Annotated in this window: 17 protein-coding genes, 1 tRNA gene and 1 pseudogene; 14 read left to right on the top strand and 5 right to left on the bottom strand. The window is 57.1% G+C overall.

Annotated elements, in window-relative coordinates:
• Positions 1-20: 20 nt before the first annotated feature.
• A complete protein-coding gene (locus GNH96_RS15550) occupies positions 21-2,255 on the bottom strand; it encodes a PIG-L family deacetylase (protein WP_169604470.1) in 2,235 nt (744 codons plus the stop codon).
• An 829-nt stretch (positions 2,256-3,084) separates the two neighbouring features.
• Here GNH96_RS15550 and GNH96_RS15545 point away from each other — a divergent pair.
• The 12 genes from GNH96_RS15545 to GNH96_RS15925 all read left to right on the top strand — a co-directional run bounded on the left by GNH96_RS15545 (position 3,085) and on the right by GNH96_RS15925 (position 15,608).
• Positions 3,085-4,386: a hypothetical protein gene (locus GNH96_RS15545; RefSeq protein ID WP_169604469.1), complete on the top strand. Its 1,302-nt coding sequence runs from the start codon at positions 3,085-3,087 to the stop codon at positions 4,384-4,386.
• A 287-nt stretch (positions 4,387-4,673) separates the two neighbouring features.
• Positions 4,674-5,888 carry an FG-GAP repeat domain-containing protein gene (locus tag GNH96_RS15540; protein WP_169604468.1) on the top strand — a complete coding sequence of 405 codons (1,215 nt, stop codon included), beginning with the start codon at positions 4,674-4,676 and terminating at the stop codon, positions 5,886-5,888.
• A gap of 10 nt (positions 5,889-5,898) precedes the next feature.
• Complete coding sequence (locus GNH96_RS15535) at positions 5,899-6,864, top strand: peptidylprolyl isomerase (protein ID WP_169604467.1); 966 nt, start codon at positions 5,899-5,901, stop codon at positions 6,862-6,864.
• A gap of 64 nt (positions 6,865-6,928) precedes the next feature.
• Positions 6,929-7,387 carry a hypothetical protein gene (locus tag GNH96_RS15530; RefSeq protein ID WP_169604466.1) on the top strand — a complete coding sequence of 153 codons (459 nt, stop codon included), beginning with the start codon at positions 6,929-6,931 and terminating at the stop codon, positions 7,385-7,387.
• Positions 7,388-7,522: 135 nt separating this feature from the next.
• Positions 7,523-8,020, top strand: a complete 498-nt coding sequence (locus GNH96_RS15525; protein WP_169604465.1) for a helix-turn-helix domain-containing protein — start codon at positions 7,523-7,525, stop codon at positions 8,018-8,020.
• Positions 8,021-8,022: 2 nt separating this feature from the next.
• Positions 8,023-8,439 carry a transposase family protein gene (locus GNH96_RS15520; protein ID WP_169604765.1) on the top strand — a complete coding sequence of 139 codons (417 nt, stop codon included), beginning with the start codon at positions 8,023-8,025 and terminating at the stop codon, positions 8,437-8,439.
• A 33-nt stretch (positions 8,440-8,472) separates the two neighbouring features.
• A complete protein-coding gene (locus tag GNH96_RS15515; RefSeq protein ID WP_169604464.1) occupies positions 8,473-9,300 on the top strand; it encodes an ABC transporter permease in 828 nt (275 codons plus the stop codon).
• On the top strand, positions 9,297-10,532 hold the full coding sequence (locus GNH96_RS15510; RefSeq protein ID WP_169604463.1) for an ABC transporter ATP-binding protein: 1,236 nt from the start codon (positions 9,297-9,299) through the stop codon (positions 10,530-10,532). The genes GNH96_RS15515 and GNH96_RS15510 overlap by 4 nt, the downstream gene beginning before the upstream one ends.
• Before the next feature lie 79 nt (positions 10,533-10,611).
• The gene (locus GNH96_RS15505; RefSeq protein ID WP_228719914.1) at positions 10,612-11,982 is read left to right on the top strand and encodes a GNAT family N-acetyltransferase; all 1,371 of its coding nucleotides are present in this window, start codon (positions 10,612-10,614) and stop codon (positions 11,980-11,982) included.
• Positions 11,979-13,235 (top strand): glycosyltransferase, encoded by a 1,257-nt coding sequence (locus GNH96_RS15500; protein WP_169604462.1) that lies wholly within the window; start codon positions 11,979-11,981, stop codon positions 13,233-13,235. Before GNH96_RS15505 ends, GNH96_RS15500 begins: the two co-directional genes overlap by 4 nt.
• Before the next feature lie 79 nt (positions 13,236-13,314).
• On the top strand, positions 13,315-13,995 hold the full coding sequence (locus GNH96_RS15495; protein ID WP_228719913.1) for a class I SAM-dependent methyltransferase: 681 nt from the start codon (positions 13,315-13,317) through the stop codon (positions 13,993-13,995).
• Positions 13,996-14,195: 200 nt separating this feature from the next.
• Entirely contained in the window at positions 14,196-15,608 is a 1,413-nt protein-coding gene (locus GNH96_RS15925) for an IS1380 family transposase (protein ID WP_223163445.1), read from the top strand.
• A 45-nt stretch (positions 15,609-15,653) separates the two neighbouring features.
• On the opposite strand, the gene GNH96_RS16415 is transcribed toward GNH96_RS15925, so the two are convergent.
• From GNH96_RS16415 to GNH96_RS15480, 3 genes and pseudogenes are all read right to left on the bottom strand, one after another.
• Positions 15,654-15,782 carry an IS3 family transposase gene (locus GNH96_RS16415; RefSeq protein ID WP_169604460.1) on the bottom strand — a complete coding sequence of 43 codons (129 nt, stop codon included), beginning with the start codon at positions 15,780-15,782 and terminating at the stop codon, positions 15,654-15,656.
• Between the two features lie 27 nt (positions 15,783-15,809).
• Positions 15,810-16,108 (bottom strand): annotated as a pseudogene (locus tag GNH96_RS16130) (IS630 family transposase); the annotation flags it as partial.
• A gap of 130 nt (positions 16,109-16,238) precedes the next feature.
• On the bottom strand, positions 16,239-17,411 hold the full coding sequence (locus GNH96_RS15480; protein ID WP_223163426.1) for an integrase catalytic domain-containing protein: 1,173 nt from the start codon (positions 17,409-17,411) through the stop codon (positions 16,239-16,241).
• A gap of 143 nt (positions 17,412-17,554) precedes the next feature.
• Between GNH96_RS15480 and GNH96_RS15475 the strand changes: the two genes are divergently transcribed.
• A tRNA-Met gene (locus GNH96_RS15475) sits at positions 17,555-17,631 on the top strand.
• A 163-nt stretch (positions 17,632-17,794) separates the two neighbouring features.
• The gene (locus tag GNH96_RS15470; RefSeq protein ID WP_169604459.1) at positions 17,795-19,021 is read left to right on the top strand and encodes a tyrosine-type recombinase/integrase; all 1,227 of its coding nucleotides are present in this window, start codon (positions 17,795-17,797) and stop codon (positions 19,019-19,021) included.
• Between the two features lie 7 nt (positions 19,022-19,028).
• On the opposite strand, the gene GNH96_RS15465 is transcribed toward GNH96_RS15470, so the two are convergent.
• Positions 19,029-19,604: a recombinase family protein gene (locus tag GNH96_RS15465; protein WP_169604458.1), complete on the bottom strand. Its 576-nt coding sequence runs from the start codon at positions 19,602-19,604 to the stop codon at positions 19,029-19,031.
• Between the last annotated feature and the right edge of the window lie 74 nt (positions 19,605-19,678).

Here is a 19,678-nt window from a genome sequence, read left to right as displayed (position 1 = left end):
ATCGGTGTGCGATTCCACAGTCACGAACATGGCCAGCGGGAAGTGAGCCGGAACAGATATTTCGCCTTTTCTTTAGCGAGACCCGAGTAAGAGAAATGTCCATGAGCGGTGATGCGCCCCTGCATCTGATCATCCGGGATCGAAACGCTGTCGATGGTTGTCCGTCTCTCTCTCGGGTGATGTTCGTATGTTTCTTTCGGGGTGATGCCAAGTTCACGTCTCCAGCGTTCATAATCATCAAATCCGGCGAACATCGGTCCGAAATGACGATAGATAATGCGAATTAAAGGATCGGCTAAATGGCGTGGCAGGGTCTTGTATATTGTCCGTCCCGCCGGCCGGATGCCGTGGCGCAACGAGTCCCATGCTTTCCCGTATCGTCCTCGAACCAAGCGGGCGCCAAAGCGTAACGGTGCCGAACTGGCCCATGATGGCGATTCGTGGACAGCATCGCAGCCAAGCCGCGACCGGTTGGCTGATGTGGTGGCTGGGTTCAATTTTCCCTGAGTCTTGAGCTGAGCAGCCAGGAGCTCGTGTATCGACCGTCGCAGGCGATCGAGTTCGACGTTGCGTACTTCTCTATCAGCATTTTTTGCTTCAACCAGGGACTGGTGGTTCGCAAGCTCGGCTTCGCATTTGGACAGGCGGTCGCGAAGTCGATCGAGTTCGGCATCCCTTCCGGGCGGGTGGCTGCCGGAAAGATTCGTCGTACTTGCGTGACCGTTGAAACCATTTTCAACGGTATTCGACGATGGGACGTTTTGTGTCAACGGCATGTCCCGGGCCAATAACGTATCGGCCTCATCGATTTCCTTCCGGTCATTCTCTCTGTTGCCGAAAGCGGTCGCTGTGACTGCCTCCGAAGGACACCCGTCGGCTTTTTCTTCGAAACCGGAGCTCTTGTGATTGCGATGACGGAGACCGACTTTGTCGACATGGATAAAAGCCGTGTGCCGCATCGCCTGAAGCAAGAAATCCCAATCTTCCAGCATGTTCAAATTTTCGTCGAAACGGCATTGCAGGTCGAGCAGCGACCGATGAAACAGGATCGCGTGGAGCGGGAGGGCGTCGGGTTTCCACGGTTTTTCCGCCTGGGGCGGTTCATGGAAAACGCTTTCGCCTGGCTGGGGTTCTGTCGAAAAAAGCTCTAGCCGCGTGCCGGCGTAGGCGCAGCGGACTGCGCTCTGGCCTTGGAGGGCTTCGACTAGACAAGCGATGTGGTCTGGTTGAAAGAAGTGATCGTCGTCGAGAACAATGAGGTACTCGCCATCGGCGCGATCGAGCCCGATATTGGCGGTCCGGCTGCGTGACAGTGGGACATTCGAGGGAATGAACCGAAGAGGGAAGCGGCCGCACCACGGTGCCAGCGGAGTATGGCCGTCCCCTTTGGCATTCACCACGATGACTTCAATGCGGGGATAGGTTTGCAGTGCAACGGAGTCGAGGGCTTCTCTCAGTTGGGCTCTGTCCATGCTGCGTATGATGACGGAAACGAGGGGGCTGGCCGGTGCGGGGCCGTTTTCACCGCGCACGGCCAGACGGTCCTTGCGAGTCATAAGGCTGGGCATGCCGCCTCTGAGCTCTTCCGCGGCCAGGACGAGATAGCCTTCGGCAGCCTCGATGGTCCGAGGCAGCGTATAGGTGCGGAATCGGTTGAGCGCCGCGATCTGCTTGTCGTAATTCTGTTGCGCCAGTTGGCTGGAGAAGCAGGCCACGGCTGCGGCCTTGCGCTCGGTCAGGTCGGTGATGTCCAGAAGCGCATTGGGTTGCAACGGCACGCCAACCTCATACATGGCCAGGCGGATCGGCCGTGGGCTGCGTCGCACTGCTTCGGCAGTCGCAAGCGCCAGGACACGGTGATCGGGATGAATTTCCCACCAGGAGGGGGCGTAGACGAGTTCTGCGGCGCATGCTTCTATGCTGGCCAGAATGCGCTGGATCAGGCGTTCGCCATATTCCAGCCCCCGATCGGGGAGGTTCCAGAATTCGGGAACGCCGTATCCCAAAATCTCCGCCGCCAGGATGCTTTCCCGTTGCCGCGTCAGCGCATATTCCTCGAAATCTGCCGCGGAACCGTACGCGCCATCGGTGACAACGATGACCCGAACGGAATCGCCGGCCGAGATGTGGCGCATGATGGCGCCGCCGCAGCCAAACACCTCGTCGTCGGGGTGGGGGGCAAAAACGATGGCCGGACCTGGCCCAATGAAGGAAATTGCCGCATAGGGGAGAAAGTCTTGCTCGCTGGATTGCATGAACTAGATAGGGATGGGTTGGGATCGCATCTTAATCAGAGGGCGGGCACGCCGACACGCCGGTTCCGAGGGTCAGGGGGCATGACGCCATTCCCGTGGCGTCAACGAATGCTAGCATTTCGGACGATGTCTTGAAATTGGGTCGTTCCTCTATAGAGTATGAAAGCGGCGGACTTTCAGGCTGTTAGGGCGGTGTGCTCCGGTTGCCAGGGAGCTGAAGTCCCCGCGCCGCGAAGCGCGGCCATCGGCCCTGTCCCTATGGCGTTCATGCGCTTGACACCGCGAGTCTCTTTGACTCGCCGAGGGGCGGTGAGTCTTCCGCCCGTCACGCGGATATGGCGATCCGACGCGGCGCTTGGTGCCGTTCTTGCGGCGCACTCCTGTCGCGACATCCGGCGTTGCATCCATGAAAATCCCAACAAGGTCGACCTATTGGATGAGGCGATTTCCCGGGGCCGCCTCGACCGGCGGTCTGGCCCCCGGGGTGACGATCGGGCGGACCGCCGGGCATGGGTTCGCCATCAGAGCGTCGAATTGCCGCCTGATGCGGCGATGCCACGCCGCTCATCTCGTTTTTACAACAAAACAGTCATAGTTTAGCGACAAAAATGCTTGACACCGCTCGCGGCGCGGCTTAGCTTATCCCCCGCATGGAGCTGCGGGAATGCGTGAGCCCTTGTTGCGTTTGGCAAACAGCGGCGAAACGTTCATAATTCCCGGAGGACGTCTTGGGCGTCTGGCTTGGCCCTGGTCTCACGCAGTTTTAGGGCAAAGGATTGGGGTGCTCCATTTCCTGGGTTAACTGTCGACTTCAAAGGGAGATCTTCTCATGAGTATGAACTTCAAAAAGACCGCAATCGCAGCGGGCATGTTCACGGCTCTGGCCGCGACGAGCATGTCGGCACACGCAATTATTGAGGGCGATGCGGGCGAAGCCAACCTCGTTCCGTTTGTAATATGGGACGATCAAATCGTGGGTCCGCCTACCGATGGCCCCTTCAGCATCAACACCGTGGTGAAGATCACGGTGCCGATGTCCGTGGGCAACAAGACCATCCCGAATGTCTGGACGGCGCAGCACAGCACGCCTACCAATGGGAGCTTTCCTGCACCGGTCGGTCCAGAAGCCCCGGCGGATCCGGATATCAAGCAGATCCATTGGGCTTTCCTCAATCAGCGCAGTGTCCATAGAGCGAACGGTACCATCAATGTGACGCCCGACGATGTGGCGATCATCGATTGGGGTGACACCATTCGTAGGGGCGGTTACCAGACCGCGCTGAACGGTGTTCCCGGTTATCTTTTGCTGACCACCGAGCAAGGCTGGCTCGGCAAGGCGGCCGATTTCAGCTTTTTTGCCGAAGCTTGGCTGATCACGGGAGCTGATTTCGAGTCTCAGAACGGCGGCGGCACCATCGGTCTCCTGGATGCCAAGATCCCGGTGCTGCCGATGGCGGACGGCGCGGATTCGCCGCCCAACAAGAAGGTGTCGGTGGCCAATCAGGTCATCGAGATCGGCGTGAACGGCAATCCAATTGCATCGCCGTTGATCAGCGGCATACCGACCACTTGGTCGGACGGTTCGGTCGTTCCGGATCTTAAGATCGTCGACCTGACGCTGGGCAACCGGTCAATCACGGTGGGTAACGTCACCAATCCGTTCCAAATCCCGACTCTGTTCGTGGTATGGAACGACCGGAATGCGGACGCAGCGTGGTCGAATCTCGGTGTGGTTATCTACAACGACAACGAGGAACCCTGCTCCGATACCATCAGCCTGCCCAATCAGCTGAACGTAGTCTGGGCGCAGACGGACGTGAGTGCAGCCTACCCCGTGCCGAGTTTCATCCAGGCCTACGGTCAGGCTCGACCTTTCTGCGTCCCGCCGATCGCTAACGAACCCGGTCTGGATCCAGCGGCTATCCTGTCCAAGCTGCTCCAGGGCGGCTTCATTAAGCTGATGCTGCCAGAGCTGATTGACACCGGTATCGGTGCGCCGGAGGCTGCGATGATGGCCTTCAGCATTCCCTTGCAATACCAGGTCAACTTCGATGCCGGCGTGCCCGTCGGGGCTACCGTGATCCCGATGGAAACCGCGCTTGGGCATGATCGTGGTTCCTTCACTCCGTAATAGCGGATGCCGCTGATTCTATCGGCGGCGGGACGGCGTGGGTTGATACCCACGCCGTCTTTTCTTGCGGTGGAAGCGGTCGGTTGAATTCGGGCCGTTCTCCCAACAGGGCGCATTCGCAGTCCTGTTCCGTTCAGATGATTGAAGAATGATTTGACTGAGCCGGCTTTGCCTCCAGAGTGCTCGTGAAAAGGTTGCCGGATGAGATTTGGCCACCGCCTCACCAGCAGCAGCTACTGTGGGGGCTAAGTGATGCCCATGGCTTAGTGACTACCCTCGTTGAACCCATGAACTACTTTTATTGGATCGTGTTGGCTGCGCTGTCTTCGGTCGCGCTGGCTGCCTGTCGATCACCGTCGCCGTCCTTGCATGCATTGAGTGAGGATGTCGCATCGCTGCAACAGTCCTTGCCTTTCGATGCCCCTCCGTTTCATGTGGCGACAGATGACGTCGATGGAGACGGCAGACTCGATGTGATTGCAGTTGCTCACGGCGGAAATTACGCCCAGGCTTTCTTTCAAAAGGAGCCGCGGGTCTTTTCACCGGGCCCGACTGTCCCGGAAGTGGGTTTCCACCCGGGCGACTTCGTGCGCTTGCCTTCCAAAGAGCGCCTCTATGCGGCGGCCGCCGAAGGCGTAAATCAATTGATCGTCTTGGAACCGACGCTGGCAGGCGGATTCCGGGTGCGGAACCGAGTGCCGGAGACTGCGCCGCGTCACCTTTCGGTGTTCCGTTGGCCAGATTGGGGAACGAGCCTCGCTGTCAGCTCGTTCCACGAGGATGAGGTGTCCTTATGGAAGGGCTTCGACCCAGTCACTGGAAAAGCGGTAGGCCGTATCGCCGTGCCGCTCCGCGAGCAGCCGCAGAAAAAATCGATCCGGAGGGCGGACCGTATCGTCCCGGTGGACATCGATGGCGACGGCATCGAGGAACTCTTGTTCACGATTCAGCAGAACCATTCCCTTTGGATGATCCGTCATCCGGAAAAGATCGACGATACCGTCACACCGATCCAGGTACGTGACTTCGTCAGGGGTGCCCCGAACCAAGTTGCAGTCGCCGATCTCGACGGCAACAAGGCCCCCGATCTGCTCATCCCGAATCAGTCTCAGCCGTTTCATATCCATGTGCTTATTAACGAAGGCCAGGGTGCCTTCAAGGATGCGGCACCGCTGTCATTCCCGACCACGATGGGGATACGACAAGTAGCCGTTGGCCAAGACCGGGATGACGCGACGTGCCTCATGGCCGTGGGATACGGAGCATTGGCGATCTATCGATTCCCCCCGTCATGGGATGGCCATGCCGCAGTGCCCATGCGGTCTGTACCGATGGCGAGGAATGAGGGGAGCCAGATATTGCTCCTTCGGGATATCGACGGCGATGGTTGGCTCGATGGGGTTCTAGGGCGTGGGAAAGGCGGAAATGGGGTTTGGATCGTCTATGGTCCGTTGTGGCAGCACTTCGAAGATCTCGCCGCCGGACAATTCGTATTAAGATGAAGGAGTGGAAATGCAACAAGTGAAACGTTCTGTAGTCGCAGTGTTGGGGTTGGTCATGCTCTGCGGATTTTCCGTGGCAAGCATGGCCAAACCGGAGGCAGCGGCGAAGAAAGAATCAGCGACGGAACGACCGGTCGCAGGGGAACACGTGGCTCCAGCGCAACCTGTCAAAGTAGTTATGTTGAAAGTCGACGGCGAAGAAATCACCGTCCAGGATTACGTCAATTTTCTACAACGTAACCAATCGTATATCGCCACCTCCATGACGCCGGCCGGCCAAGCGGAGGCACTGCGTGCTATGGTCAGCAGCCAGTTGTTACGAGGCGACATGGTGCGTAAAGGACTCTTACCCAAGGATCCGGAAAAGGCCAAGGCAGCATTGAACAAGGCCTACGAAAAATTAGCCGAAGAACATTTTCCACTGCCGCCTCCTCCCGATGAGAAAGCGGCTTATCAGTTCTACCTTGATCACCAAAACGAGTACGGGATACCGGAGATGGTGCGCGTCAGCCAAATCCAGTTTCGTTTCCCTGAGAAAGCGAGCGAAGAGCAGAAGATGCAGGTTCGAAAACGCGCCGATGAAGTGCTCAAGCGCCTCGATGCGGGTGAACCCTTTGCCAAACTTGCCGGCGAACTCACGGAGAATCCGAGGGCTAAGGTTACGCAGGGGGATCTCGGTTTTATGGCACGGGAAGGCGATCCATGGCTATCGGCGGCTATCAAGAACTTGAAGGTGGGCGAACATACCCAGGTCGTTGAATCGTCCGTCGGGTTTGAAATCCTTAAGTTGACAGATATACGCCCGTCCTTGGTTTCTCCCTATCCCAATGTGCGAGAAAAGGTGATCCAGCGCATGCGGCTCGAGGGACAGGCTAAACAACGCGATGCTTACGTGCGGGAGCTGGCCAAACATGCCAAGATCGAGGTCGTGCAGGACGAGCTGAAGACCCTTTTCCCACGCGGCGTCTTTCCCTGATCGGCAAGCGGCTTGGGCTTTCGGAATGGTCCGGCTTAGCCGGCAAAATGAACGAGCGAAGGGGATGAAAATGAAGGACGCAAAGACGATATTTTGTAGCTGGGTACTCTTCGGCGAGCTAATGGCGGCTGCCGTGGCGTACGCCGGAGACCAGCGCCGAGACGAAGCTCTGCGGGAACGGGCTACTGCCTACTGGGAGGCTTGGCGTGCGAATGACCTCCATACCGTTTACCAGATGGAGACGGCCAGGGTCGAAGGCAAAATGACGCCAGATCAAATGCAGCAGGCGCGATTCCAGCGCCTTCGGGTGGTCGGCTACAAATTCAAGGAGTTCAAGATCGACGGGGATTCGGCGGAGATCATCGTGGAGACCGAACTTACCATGCCGGGTTTGCAAGGGAAGAGCTTTGGCGGACCGCCAAAGAAGGATCACTGGACTTTCGTCCAGGGGAGCTGGTACCACGGAAAAAGTGTCAAGACGGCGGGCGACGCGAAAGCGACTGACCAAGCGGAGGATGAATAAACTATGGGTCGACATTGATTGATTATCGTGTCGAATAATAGAGTTGCTTCCGATGATAAAAATGGATTTATTGTGGTATAAATATACCCATTAACAACAATCGAATGGTGTCAGTCAGTGATTTTTGGAAAGTTCATGGAAGAAACCAGCGAACGTACTGTCAGAGCCCTGATCGGAATGAACAAGGCTCAATTCGCCAAGCTCTACCCTATCTTTGAAGAGGCCTATGCGGAGATTCAGCAAGAACGTGTTAGGCAAGGCGAAATAAAACGGGTACAAAAAGGAGGTCATGTTGGCTATCTCGATCGGATGGATAAGAAGCTGTTCTTCATTTTGTATTACCTCAAGACCTACTGTACCTTCGATGTCCTGGGCTTCCATTTTGGCTTGAGTTCGGGGCATGCGCATCGACATGTGGAACAACTTCAGCCCGTGTTGCGGCGCAGCTTGGCGAAACTCGATCTGCTGCCAGAGCGGGCGCTGACGACACCGGGAGAGATGATGAAACTGATTGAAAAACATGGCGATATCATCATTGACGGAGTGGAATGCGGTTGCGTCAGGCCGCAGGATGACGATCAGCAAAAAGCCCGCTATAGCGGCAAAAAAAACGACATACGGTTAAAACCTTAGTCATTTCGACCCTTGAGCGGCAAATTCTATTCGTTGGAGGTGTTGTGGCCGGCAGCGTTCATGATGATGCGCTGATGAAGCAACTGTTCGATCCTGCATTACCGTGGTTTGACGGCGCCGATGTCTGGTTAGATTTGGGGTTCTTTGGTGCCACTGCCGATGATGGGAATAAAGCCAGAATTCACCTTCCTCACAAGAAACCCAGGGCATCCAAGAACAATCCTCATGCCGCGTTGACAGATCAACCAATACGAGAGAATAAAAAGCAAGCACGAACCCGAATCTCAGTCGAGCACTCCATTGGAGGAATGAAGACCTTTCACTGCTTGATGCATCGGATTAGAAACCGACTCGACATATTCATCTATGGGTTTTTCGGCCTTGCCGCTGGCCTTTGGAATCTAAAAATGTCTTTGTGATCATCTGGTTATCATTGGAAGCAACTCTAATACATGACATCGCGTTTTTTCCTCCGGGTAATATCCCGTTTTCCTGAAGCGTCAGCAGCTGGTTTTCTGGGGCCGCTCAGGGTATTGGTGCAAGAAAGGGAACTTCTGTATCTGCTGCTTCGCCGCGAAATCGTCGCACGCACCAGCGGCACTCTTTTGGGAGGGGTCTGGCTGCTCTTGCAGCCCGGTTTGCAAATCCTTGCGTTCTGGTTCCTGCTAGATTTCGTATTGCGAATCAAGGTCCCTGGCAAAGTGGCGTTCGTCGATTATTTCCTGACCGGCATGTTGCCGTGGTTGTTCGTGAGTGAAGTTCTGCTACGGAATCTCTCCGTGATGAACGAGTTCAATATGCTCTATAAAAAGACGGTATTTCCCCTCAAGGCGTTACCTCTTCTTCCAGCGTTGGTTGCCGGGATCGTTTACCTCCCCGTGTTTATTGTGGTGGCCGGATTCCTGATAGGCCCAGAAGGTGCGATCAAGGCGGTTGTGGTCCTGATTGCTCTATGGGTATGGTTGATTCCCTTCGGTTATTTGCTGGCGGTGCTCGGTTGTTTTTTGAAAGATTTGCGGCAGGTCTTCCCGTTTGTGTTGACAATGATTTTTTACTTGACGCCGATTTTGTATCCTCCAGAAATGCTGCCTTCAGATTTTCGATCAGCCTTGAGCTTGAATCCGGTGGCTGACGTGATGGCATTGATTCATGGGTTACTCCAAGATATGCCTATTACCACTGGAAATTTTTTGCGACCCGGGCTGTACTGGGTTTTACTATTGGCACCGGCTTGGGTTTTGTATCATCGTGCGGAACCATACATGCGTGAAGTTTTGTGATCGCGGTTGATTTACAAGACGTTGGCAAAAGCTACCGCTCGTATGGATATGCGCGGGATGTGCTATGGGAAATCATCACCAAGAAGAAGAAAGTTCGGGAGTGGATTGCCTTACACCCGTTGACATTGAAGATTCCCAACGGCCAAGTGGTCGGGATCATCGGTACAAACGGGGCAGGGAAAAGTACGTTGCTCAAGCTGATTGCCGGCACTCTAATCCCGTCGAGCGGTGAGATTCGCGTCCGTGGACAGGTTGCCGCGCTGTTGGAACTGGGCGCAGGCTTTCATCCGGATATGAGTGGGCGCGAAAACGTTTATCTGGGTGGCTCGGTGATGGGGTTGCCAGCGTCGCGGATGGAGCAGCTCTATAGTGAGATCGTCAATTTCGCCGGGCTTGAAGGCTTTATGGACCAGCCTGTTAAGACGTATTCTTCGGGTATGTATGCGCGCCTGGCATTCGCTGTTGCCACTGCTGTCGATCCGGACATCCTGATCTTGGATGAGACATTGTCGGTGGGGGACGGTGCCTTTGCCAGAAAGTCCTTCGACCGGATCACTGGATACAAGAAAGCTGGCAAGACTATCCTGTTTTGTTCGCATAACTTGTACCAAGTGGAAGCAATTTGCAATCGCGTCATCTGGTTGGATCGGGGGCGACTCATCATGGATGGGGAACCGGCTCGTGTGACCGCTGCCTACGTGGAGTTTCTGAAATCGATCGAATGCGACATTGGCGACGGGGGGGGGCGGGTGTCGCCGTTTTCGCTGATAGAGGGTTCGGGGAGGCTGACTAAGGTAGAGGTGAGCGCAGACGGTATTGCCGGGCATGAGTTGAGCATTGAAACCGGCGGTACTGATTTGGGTATCGGTGTCAGTTTTGAGTCGGACCCGGCACTCCCGCCGCCAAACGTGGCCGTGACGATCCTCGACGCCAACGGGTGGGCGGTGACCAGCGCCTCCACGGAGAACGATCGAGTGATACCCGAAAGGAACGAATACGGCCAGGGGGAAGTCTGCTTGACATTTCCCCGCCTGCCGCTGCTTAAGGGAAATTATTGGGTAAACGTTTTCCTGCTTTGCGAGAACAGTATTCATATTTACGATCGTGCTGAACGCGTGGCCGAACTCCGGGTGGTGCAAAAGGGACTGGAGCGGGGCGTGGTAACTCTCCCACGGGAGTGGTCGTTTGCCAAACCGAAACGGGATTTTTCCCAGATCAGCCAGCAGATGTGAAGGATCGACGTCGATCGGAAGTCGGGATCGCAACGCCCCCCGTTCGCGACTGATTTCTTCGTGCTCTAGCGGGGACTCTATGTGCGAATGCGTATGGGTAGGCCATGGCTCCCTATGTCTAGTTGGTGCCGAGGGAGAGTGGGGGTTTCTTGGGGAACGGATCGCAGACTATGTCGCCATTCATTTTTCCCTGGAGGAGTTCCTCGCCCAAGCCCCGCGCGACGATGGTTCATTTGTCGGCCCAGCTTCGGCCATCCTTGTTACGTTTGAGTGGGCGATGGTTCAGCCATCCCTTCTCTTCGATCGGGCACACCAGTTCCTCAGCGAAGGTGGTTTCCTAGCCATCTCGATCGCGCGGGATGTGAATGAAGAACTTCGCATGCGCAAGATGTTCTACTTGCGGTCGCTGGCCGAGCACCATGGATTCCGCGTTTGCGACCCGACGTGCTTAGGGTTTCCACGCCGCATCGTAGCGTTCCGGAAGTCCGGTGCTTCACGCTGGCGGTTGGTCCCCCTCAATGTGACTCACACCGAAGGATGCTTGTCCCTGTTTCATAAGGTCTTCGGTACCGAGATGAGCCGCGAACTCTGGGCCTGGAAGTATGGGGACGGGCGTGGAAGAGCCATGATTGCTTGCCGCGGCAAGGAAGTGGTGGCTCACTATGGCGCAACGACCCGACGCATATCCTTCCTAGGACAAGAAACGCAGGCTTTGCAGATATGTGATGTCATGGTTGACCCGAAGGAGCGCGGGGTGATGACCCGAAGGGGGGTATTTTTCCAAGTGGCCAGCGCTTTTCTGGAATCGTATTTCGGCTACGAGAACGACCATCTTCTCGCTTATGGTTTCCCTAATGAGAGAGCAATGCGGGTCGCTGAAAAACTTCAACTATATGCTGAGGTGGGCCGCGTAGTGGAGATTCGTTGGCCAGCGCTCCCGTACCGTCCCCATGTTGCCACTGTGCTGCGGCGGCTTTGGCGCGTTCGAGAGGAAGAACGTTCTCTTGGTGACCTTTGGTCCAAAATGAAGCGAGATTTGGCCGCTGGAATCCTCGTGATGAGAGATTCGAATTATTTGCACTATCGTTATTTCGAGCACCCTTGTTTCGATTACGTTGTACTGGTGGTCGCGAACCGTCTGGGAGGACGTCTCCGCGGTCTGATCGTACTGCGTCGGGAAAGAGATGAGTGCAAGCTAGTGGACTTGGTGGCGCCCCTCAGGGAGATTCCGTTGTTGATCGATCATGCGCGCCGCCAAGTGACGCGCTGGGGATTGCCGGTGCTTACCGCTTGGGTTTCGGCCACCTATGCCGGCTTTTTCCGCAGTCCTGGCGTCTACAAGACGGGTACCGAGATTCCGATTCCGACTAATGTGTGGACCGAAGGGCCACGTTTCGAAGAACTTCAGGATCGCTGGTGGTTCATGATGGGAGATACCGATTTCCTATGAAGGTTAAAACTCCGGAGAAAAAACCGAGGTTACTGGTCGTCCTACCCGCAAATGTGATCGGTGGAGCTGAAACCCGTACCTATAATCTCTTGAAAGGATTACGTGCGTTCGACCGCGCTCTCTTGACACATGCGTCCATCAGTGGCTTTTATGATAATTTATCTATACCAATCCATTGTTTCGACGAGTTTGGTGCTTCGAGTCCTTACGAGTTCACATATCGCAACATCGTACGCTATGCGTGGGCCGTGAGAACCGTCGCCCGGCGGGAAAAGAGCCAACTTGTCCTTGCCTTAATGCATAATGGAACGCTATTTGCGTCGATGGCGAAAGATATTTTCTTTCTCGGCGTGCCGGTCGTCGGGACGATACTCGGGAATGTATCCGCATATTTTGCCGCTTTGGACCGCGCGCCGTTTTTGCGGGAGCGCTGGATTGTGCGCCGTTGCTTGCGGAGTCCGAGCGGTGTCATCACGCCATCTTGCGGTGTTAGGGATGATCTCATCAAAAACCACGGCGCTTTGGAAGAAAAGCTTCGAGTCATTCATAACGGCGTGGATATCGATCGCTGCCGACGGATGGCACGAGAGGATATTTTGCTCCCTGCCGTCAAGGATCTTCCGTGGATCGTCTCTGCTTGTCGGTTCAGCATGCAGAAGGATTTCCGCACGCTGTTGGCAGCCTTCAAGGTGATCCTTTCCGTAAAGCCAGCCAAACTTATTCTGGTAGGAGATGGGGAGCTCCGTGACGAAGTAACGAAAATGGCTTCGGACTTGGGAATCCTAGGTAATATCGTCCTGACCGGCTTTCAGGAGAATCCCTTTCCTTATCTAGTTCAAGCTGATGTGTTTGTGCTGTCATCCTTTTTCGAAGGTTTCGGCAATGTTATTGTGGAGGCGATGGCGCTCGGAGTTCCAGTGGTTGCTTCCGATTGCCCGTCCGGGCCGGGGGAGATCATCGTCGACGGAGAAAGCGGTTTTCTCGTTCCTGTCGGTGACTGGGGCGCGATGGCGGATCGCTGTCTAGTTCTTCTCGGTGATCGCGAGCGTCGAGAGTCATTGATTCAGGCTGGTCTGCATCGGGCGGAGGTCTTTGGGGCCGATGCCATGGTGGCGGCCTTCGAAGACTATCTGATGAGGACATTGAAACCGAAGGACGAGCTGGAATGGGGGCGTAATCGGCCGTCGCAGAAGTCATCGGTGGGCGAAAAGGAAGAATTTTCTTGCAGTGGAATCGGGACGCACCATGAGTAGCTATGTAGTATTCAGACGGGGGAAGTTTAGCGTAGATCAGGGGCAGAGGCCAGCCACTCTTCTCACCAACGAGATTATATTGCGGAAGTTGATCCAGTTTCTTCACGAAAACTTCAAAAAAGGTAGTGGAAGGTTGTTGGATGTGGGCTCAGGATCCCTCCCCTATTTCCCAGTTTACAGAAACTACTTTTCATCGACTTACAGCGTGGATGTTCCATGGTCGCCCCACGATATTACCTCCGTTGATGTGACCGCGTCCATCCTGCAGCTCCCCTTCCGCGATGGCTTTTTCGACTGTGTGCTGTTGACAGAGGTTCTGGAACATATCCCCGAGCCAGTTCAAGCACTCGAGGAATGCCGACGGGTCCTGAAGGAGAACGGCAAGCTGTTCCTGACCACGCCTTTGCTAGTTCCCTTGCACGAGATTCCTCATGACTACTTCCGCTATACTCCATTCGCCCTTCGCTACATGGGACAGCGCGTTGGCTTGCGTGTCGAATCCATCGCCCCTAAGGGTGGATTCTGGGCTTTTGCACTGTTGTTCATGCAGTTTCCGTGGGTACGGCTTTGGCAATGGCTCGCTGGAAGGTTACGTCTGCCATTGTTACATCCCTACAATCCTGTCGTTTATTTGACGATCATTCTCCCGCAGCTGTTTTATATCGCCCTCTGGTCTCGGAGGATGCAGCATGGAGGCGGCGAGGGTGACGAAGAGTCCACGGTGACGCTGGGATATGTGACAGTGCTCAGCAGGTCGTGATGGTGGGGTGATCTTGCAACCTTTTTGTGAACCCCGTCCCCGCGAAGTGGCCATCCGAGCTTTAAACCCAAATAATCCATTAGCCATTTTTCCTGATTTTGATGCAAGCTATTGGCGGGCGTATCGGCGTTTGGGCGAGACGGTTTCTAATGGCGGTCATTAGAGAAATCTTTTGTGGATCATTGGGATAGGGGGTGCGCATGGCAGGTTCTGTGCTACAGGGAGAGGGATTTTCGGTCAGTTTCAGCCACCGTGAGGTGACGGCCTGGGGTGGTTTGGCGCTGTTCAAGCAGATGCTTGACAGCATGGGATTTCGGGAAGCAGCGGCGCGCTGGGGATTGCCCGAGCCGAAGTCGAACCGGGGCTATGCGCCGCTGCAACTGATCGAGCAGTTCATCGTCTCGATCTGGTGCGGCGCCTGCCGCTTCGCGCATGCCGAAACGGTGCGCATGGACAGCACGCTGGTGCGGCTGTTTGGCTGGGCACGTGCTGCTGGCCACAAGGCCATCATGCGCCTGTTTGGCCGCTTTGACATGCTCACCAACGAACGGGTGCAGGCCGAGGCCTACCGCTGGTTCTTTGGCAAGATCAGCGCCTTGAAGCAGGTGACGCTCGACGTGGATTCGACGGTCATCACCCGCAACGGCGAGCAGGAAGGGGCGGCGCGTGGCTACAATCCCAACCGGCACGGTCGGGCCAGCCATCACCCGCTGCTGGCCTTTGTTGCCGAAGCGCGCATGGTGGCCAACTTCTGGCTGCGGCCGGGCAATGCGCACAGCGCCAACAACATCCTGCCATTTCTCGAATCGACCCTGCACCATCTGGGCGACAAGGCCGTTGGCCTGCTGCGTGCCGATAGCGGCTTCTTCGACGAGGCCATCCTGTCGGCCCTGGAAGGCAAACGGATTCCCTACATCATCGCAGCCCGGCTGACCCAGCCGCTGCAACGGACGATCTATCAGGCCACCGGCTGGTGGGCGCTGGAAACGGGGCTGGAACTGACCGAACTGCGCTACCACGCGGCAGGCTGGCAGAGTGAACGGCGCTTGATCGTGGTGCGTCAATCGGTCAAGCGCAAAACGGCGCCGGGCAAGACGCTGTCGTTGTTCGCCGACGATCCGGACATTCAGGGCTGGCGCTATGGAGCCTTCGTGACCACGCTTGATCTGCCGATGGTGGAGGTCTGGCGCACCTATCGGGGACGAGCTGACTGTGACCAGCCCGTAGGGCGCAGGACGCCACGCCGTGGCGGTCCCGAGCGTAGCGAGGGATGCGGCGCAGCCGCACAGAACCGGATCAAGGAACTGAAAACCGACTTCGGACTGGATGCGTTCAACATGCGCGACTTTTGGGCCACGGAAGCCGCACTGGGCTTTGCCATGCTCGCCTACAACCTGATGAGCCTGTTTCGACAGGCCGTCTTGCGCTCCCGGATTCAGCACACACTGTCCACCCTGCATGGCCTGGTGCTGGCCATCGGTGGCGCGTGGCATCACGATACCAGCCAGCATCGTTTGATGCTGTCCGTGCCACGTAAAAAACGCGCCTGGTTCGCCGGCCTCTGGGCCAATGCCTCCGCTCCCCCCTTCATCCCGGGGCTGCAAAATGGCTAATGGACAATTTGGGTTAAAGTCACAGGGTGACAGGGGGTTGAGCGTCTAATGCCGCCGTTTCCGGTTGTAGTAAGACTTGAGGTACCCGGCCACATCGGCCTTCGTCGCCTGCCCGGTGGCGTAGCAGGTTCCGTGAATCTGCTCGACCTTCAGCGAGTAAAAAAAACTCTCCACCCCGCGACCCGCATAAAATCGTTACTCCTAGTGTAACGTCCCCAACGTCACTTTAGCTTTGGCGACTTTTGCCAAAATCGCGTCGGGCTTAGCAGTCCAATGGTACGGCTTTGGATTGGCATTGTGGTGCTCCAAGTACTCCATGATGGCGGTCTTCAGTTCCTCAACGCTACGAAAGACGCCACGACGGATGCGTTCCTCGGTGAGGTCGCGGAAGAAACGCTCCACCCCACCAGATTCACCCAGGATGCTGACGTCGGCGTAAAGTGCAGATGAAAACGTGGATGCTTGCCTAGCCCATCTCTCACGTTGGGATGTTTATGGGAGTCCTTTCCAATCCAGAGATGAGCCTGAAGGAGGGTTGAGGAAGCAGCGGTTCAGGCGGCGTTGGTTTGGGATTGGTTGATGAGTTGAAAGAGTTCAGCCCGAGCCTGATTCAAGCGTTGGGCGGCTTCATTATCGCTGTATTGGTTGGCGATGGCATCCAGGTGGTTGGAAGGTGATGCCGGGCTTGAGGTATTCGGAGGCTTGGGGCAAGGATTTCCATTTCTCGTAGGGCGTCATCATGTCCTGGTAGCGGTAGTGTTTGCGAAGCTTAGCTTTGGCATCGACCGATTCGGTGGGGAAGTGGCAGGGCCTGTGGAAGTTGAGATACTCGGTGAGCATGCCGCTGGTGAAGCGATTGACCGCCTCGGCGAAGCGGCCGGGGATATGGCTGTAGCCGAGGTGTTTGCGGAGGGTGGAGCCGTTTTTGGATTCGACCAGGGCATTATCGTTGGTCTTTCGAGCGCGGGACTTGGTCTGTTCGATACGGAGCTTTTCGAGCAGTTTGGCGACTTTCTTGTTGATGTACTCCGAGCCGTTGTCGGTGTGGAACCCCTGGATGGTGAAGGGGAAGCTGTTGAGGAGTTGGGTGAGCACCGGCACCAGGAAGTGCTCGCTGATCTTGGCCGTGGCAAAGACGGCCGGGAACGGGGTGACTTCATCCACCGCGTGGATCAGATACAGCCCCTTGATGCCGTCCAGATCGCCCTGATGGACCGAATCGATGCGCAGATAGCCGGGCTTGCCTTGGGGTGTGGGCTTGCGCCGTTCGCCGATCTGGACATGAACCGGGCGGGTCTTGTCGAAGCTGCCGCGCTGAGTCCGGTAGGTCTTGTGCTGGCGCAGGTTGTAGAGGTGGCCGTTTGAGATTCGCGCCAACCGTTCGAAGCGGGCGTCGCCGAAGACCTGGTGCATGCGCTCGCACAGCTTGCGTGTCGCGGGGCCCGAGAGCGTGCCATGCAGCGCATCCGTCTCGGCCAGCAGGCGAATATCGTCCGCCGTGTAGCGCCGCGCAAAGGGCTTGGCGGGAGCTCGGCGGCGATCCTCGATGACACCCGCGCGGCAGAACAGAGTGATGGCGCGGGTCAGCTGGGCTCGGGACAGCCCGGTCACCTTGGCCAGGTAGCGGCGCAGCAGGCCCTTATCGGTCCGTGTGCAGTGCATGTAGCGAAAGCGCTTGAGCGTGTCCGTCATCCACAGATGGGCGACGGTGCGGTCGGTGAGAGTGAAAGAAACGGGCTCATTGCCCTCCACGAAGGCGCGTACCTGCGCCAGGGTTTGAAGTCCTGCGGTCTGCAAAGTCACGATCACCTCTCCATGATCCCAACTTCGCCGCCTCCAGGCTCACCTCACACTGGAAACACGGCCCTCCCTTCAGGCTCATGTGTCATTGGACAAGGCTTGGGCTTGCAAATCTGGAAATCGAGGTTATAATTTCCGCTCTCAATCGCGGGGTGGAGCAGTCCGGTAGCTCGTCGGGCTCATAACCCGAAGGTCGTAGGTTCAAATCCTGCCCCCGCCACCAATCAACCATCCAGCAACAACCGATATAGCCCACGAAGCCCGCGCCACGCGGGCTTTTTCGTTTATACTCCGTCCAGTGTTGTCGCATACCGTCCCGCAACATCTACCGTCAAAAGACAGTAACTTCGACAGTAGCCACACCAACAGCCATAGGTGTTACTGCCATGCCGCTGACCGATGCCGTAATCCGCAACGCCAAACCCAGAGGCGACAAGAATTCCAGGCTATCCGACGAAAAAGGTCTGTACCTGCTCATCGTGCCTTCTGGAGGTAAGTGGTGGAGGCTGGATTACCGGTTTGACGGCAAGCGCAAGACTCTTTCTATGGGAACTTACCCTGAAGTGAGCCTGAAGGATGCCCGCGAACGGCGCGACCAAGCCCGGAGGCAAATCGCCCAAGGCGTCGACCCCGGCGAGAGCCGCAAGGCGATGAAGGCGGCGCAAGCCGACCGATCCGCGAACAGCTTTGAAGTGGTGGCGCGGGAGTGGTACGCCAAGCAAGCACCTTCCTGGGCAGGGAGCCACGGCGACCGGATTATTCGCCGGCTGGAGCGGGATATTTTCCCCTGGCTGGGCGGGCGGCCAATCGCCGAAATCAACGCCACCGAATTGTTGGCGGCGCTGCGGCGAATCGAAGCGCGTGGCGCGGTGGAAACGGCGCACCGGGCATTGCAGAACTGCGGCCAGATTTTCCGCTATGCCGTGGCGACCGGAAGGGCGGACCGTGATCCTTCCGGCGATCTGAAAGGGGCGCTTCCGCCGGTGAAGGGCGGGAATTTCGCGGCCATGACCGAACCATCACGCGCGGCGGAATTGCTGCGAGCGATTGACGCCTACCAGGGAACGTTCACTGTGCAATGCGCCTTGAAGCTGGCCCCGCTGGTGTTTGTGCGCCCTGGCGAGCTACGGAAAGCGGAATGGGCACATATCGACCTGAACGCGGCAGAATGGCGCTACACCGTGACCAAGACCGGCACGCCGCACATCGTTCCCCTGGCAACCCAAGCCGTGGACATCCTGCGTGCGCTTTATGCGCTGACCGGACGCGGGCGCTATGTGTTCCCTTCCGCGAGAACACCGAACGGTTCCCGGCCCATGTCTGACGTGGCCCTGCTGGCCGCACTGCGGCGCATGGGGTTCGGCAAGGACGAAATGACCGTTCACGGCTTCCGGGCGCTGGCGCGTACCGTGCTGGATGAAGTACTTGGATTCCGGCCCGATTACATCGAGCATCAGTTAGCGCATGCCGTGCGCGATCCCAACGGGCGAGCCTATAACCGCACGGCGCACCTGCCCGAACGCCGGAAGATGATGCAGGCATGGGCAGATTACCTGGACGGGCTGAAAAAGGACGCGGGCCGCCTCGCGGTACTCGCCCCGCGAGCGGCGTGATTTCATTTCATCCGGCTGTGGCCGCGACGTGCAGATACCTATAAAGAGTAGCCTCCCCAATCCCGACCGCCCTTGCCGTCGTCCTCTTACTGGCCCCGGACGCCAAAAGCGCGTCGATCTTCGCGCACAGCTCCGGGGTCAGCTTGGCCGGCGCCCCGAACTTCCGACCCCGCGCCCGTGCCGCCGCCACGCCTTCGCGCCGCCGCTCGTTGATCAGCTCCCGCTCGAACTGGCCGAACGCGGCTAGCATGCTCAGCATCAGATTCTTGAACGGGTCATCGTCGGACCCTGAAAAGGTGAGGTTCTCCTTCAGAAACCGGACCGTCACGCCCTTACCCGTGATCTCCCGGACCAAGCCCAACAGCTCCGCCGTGTTCCGCGCCAGCCGGTCCAATGAATGGCAGACCAGCGTATCCCCGGCCCGCACGTAGGCCAGGCATTCCGCCAGCACGGGCCGGGCCGTGACGGTCTTCGCGCTCGCCTTCTCCTCGAAGACCCGATCCAGCGCCACGCCCGCCAATTGCCGGTCCGTGTTCTGTCCTACCGAGCTGACCCGGATGTAACCCACCACCTGGTGCTTCATGATGACGACCTCCCAAAAATGACGAATGGAACACGATCATAAGTCTATCATAAGTCTTAAAAGAGTTTCCATCT

Source organism: Methylococcus geothermalis (assembly GCF_012769535.1).
GTDB lineage: Bacteria > Pseudomonadota > Gammaproteobacteria > Methylococcales > Methylococcaceae > Methylococcus > Methylococcus geothermalis.
Note: the sequence above shows the minus strand (reverse complement) of the source record. Positions and strands in the feature narration are given on the sequence as shown.

What these genes read in the sequence shown, in the direction of transcription:
- GNH96_RS15925 (WP_223163445.1), top strand. Translation starts at nt 14,196, where the DNA reads ATGGCAGGTTCTGTGCTACAGGGAGAGGGATTTTCGGTCAGTTTCAGC.
- GNH96_RS15535 (WP_169604467.1), top strand. Translation starts at nt 5,899, where the DNA reads ATGCAACAAGTGAAACGTTCTGTAGTCGCAGTGTTGGGGTTGGTCATG.
- GNH96_RS15525 (WP_169604465.1), top strand. Translation starts at nt 7,523, where the DNA reads ATGGAAGAAACCAGCGAACGTACTGTCAGAGCCCTGATCGGAATGAAC.
- GNH96_RS15530 (WP_169604466.1), top strand. Translation starts at nt 6,929, where the DNA reads ATGAAAATGAAGGACGCAAAGACGATATTTTGTAGCTGGGTACTCTTC.
- GNH96_RS15540 (WP_169604468.1), top strand. Translation starts at nt 4,674, where the DNA reads ATGAACTACTTTTATTGGATCGTGTTGGCTGCGCTGTCTTCGGTCGCG.
- GNH96_RS15465 (WP_169604458.1), bottom strand. Translation starts at nt 19,604, where the DNA reads ATGAAGCACCAGGTGGTGGGTTACATCCGGGTCAGCTCGGTAGGACAG.
- GNH96_RS15545 (WP_169604469.1), top strand. Translation starts at nt 3,085, where the DNA reads ATGAGTATGAACTTCAAAAAGACCGCAATCGCAGCGGGCATGTTCACG.
- GNH96_RS15470 (WP_169604459.1), top strand. Translation starts at nt 17,795, where the DNA reads ATGCCGCTGACCGATGCCGTAATCCGCAACGCCAAACCCAGAGGCGAC.
- GNH96_RS15505 (WP_228719914.1), top strand. Translation starts at nt 10,612, where the DNA reads ATGTGCGAATGCGTATGGGTAGGCCATGGCTCCCTATGTCTAGTTGGT.
- GNH96_RS15500 (WP_169604462.1), top strand. Translation starts at nt 11,979, where the DNA reads ATGAAGGTTAAAACTCCGGAGAAAAAACCGAGGTTACTGGTCGTCCTA.
- GNH96_RS15515 (WP_169604464.1), top strand. Translation starts at nt 8,473, where the DNA reads ATGACATCGCGTTTTTTCCTCCGGGTAATATCCCGTTTTCCTGAAGCG.
- GNH96_RS15550 (WP_169604470.1), bottom strand. Translation starts at nt 2,255, where the DNA reads ATGCAATCCAGCGAGCAAGACTTTCTCCCCTATGCGGCAATTTCCTTC.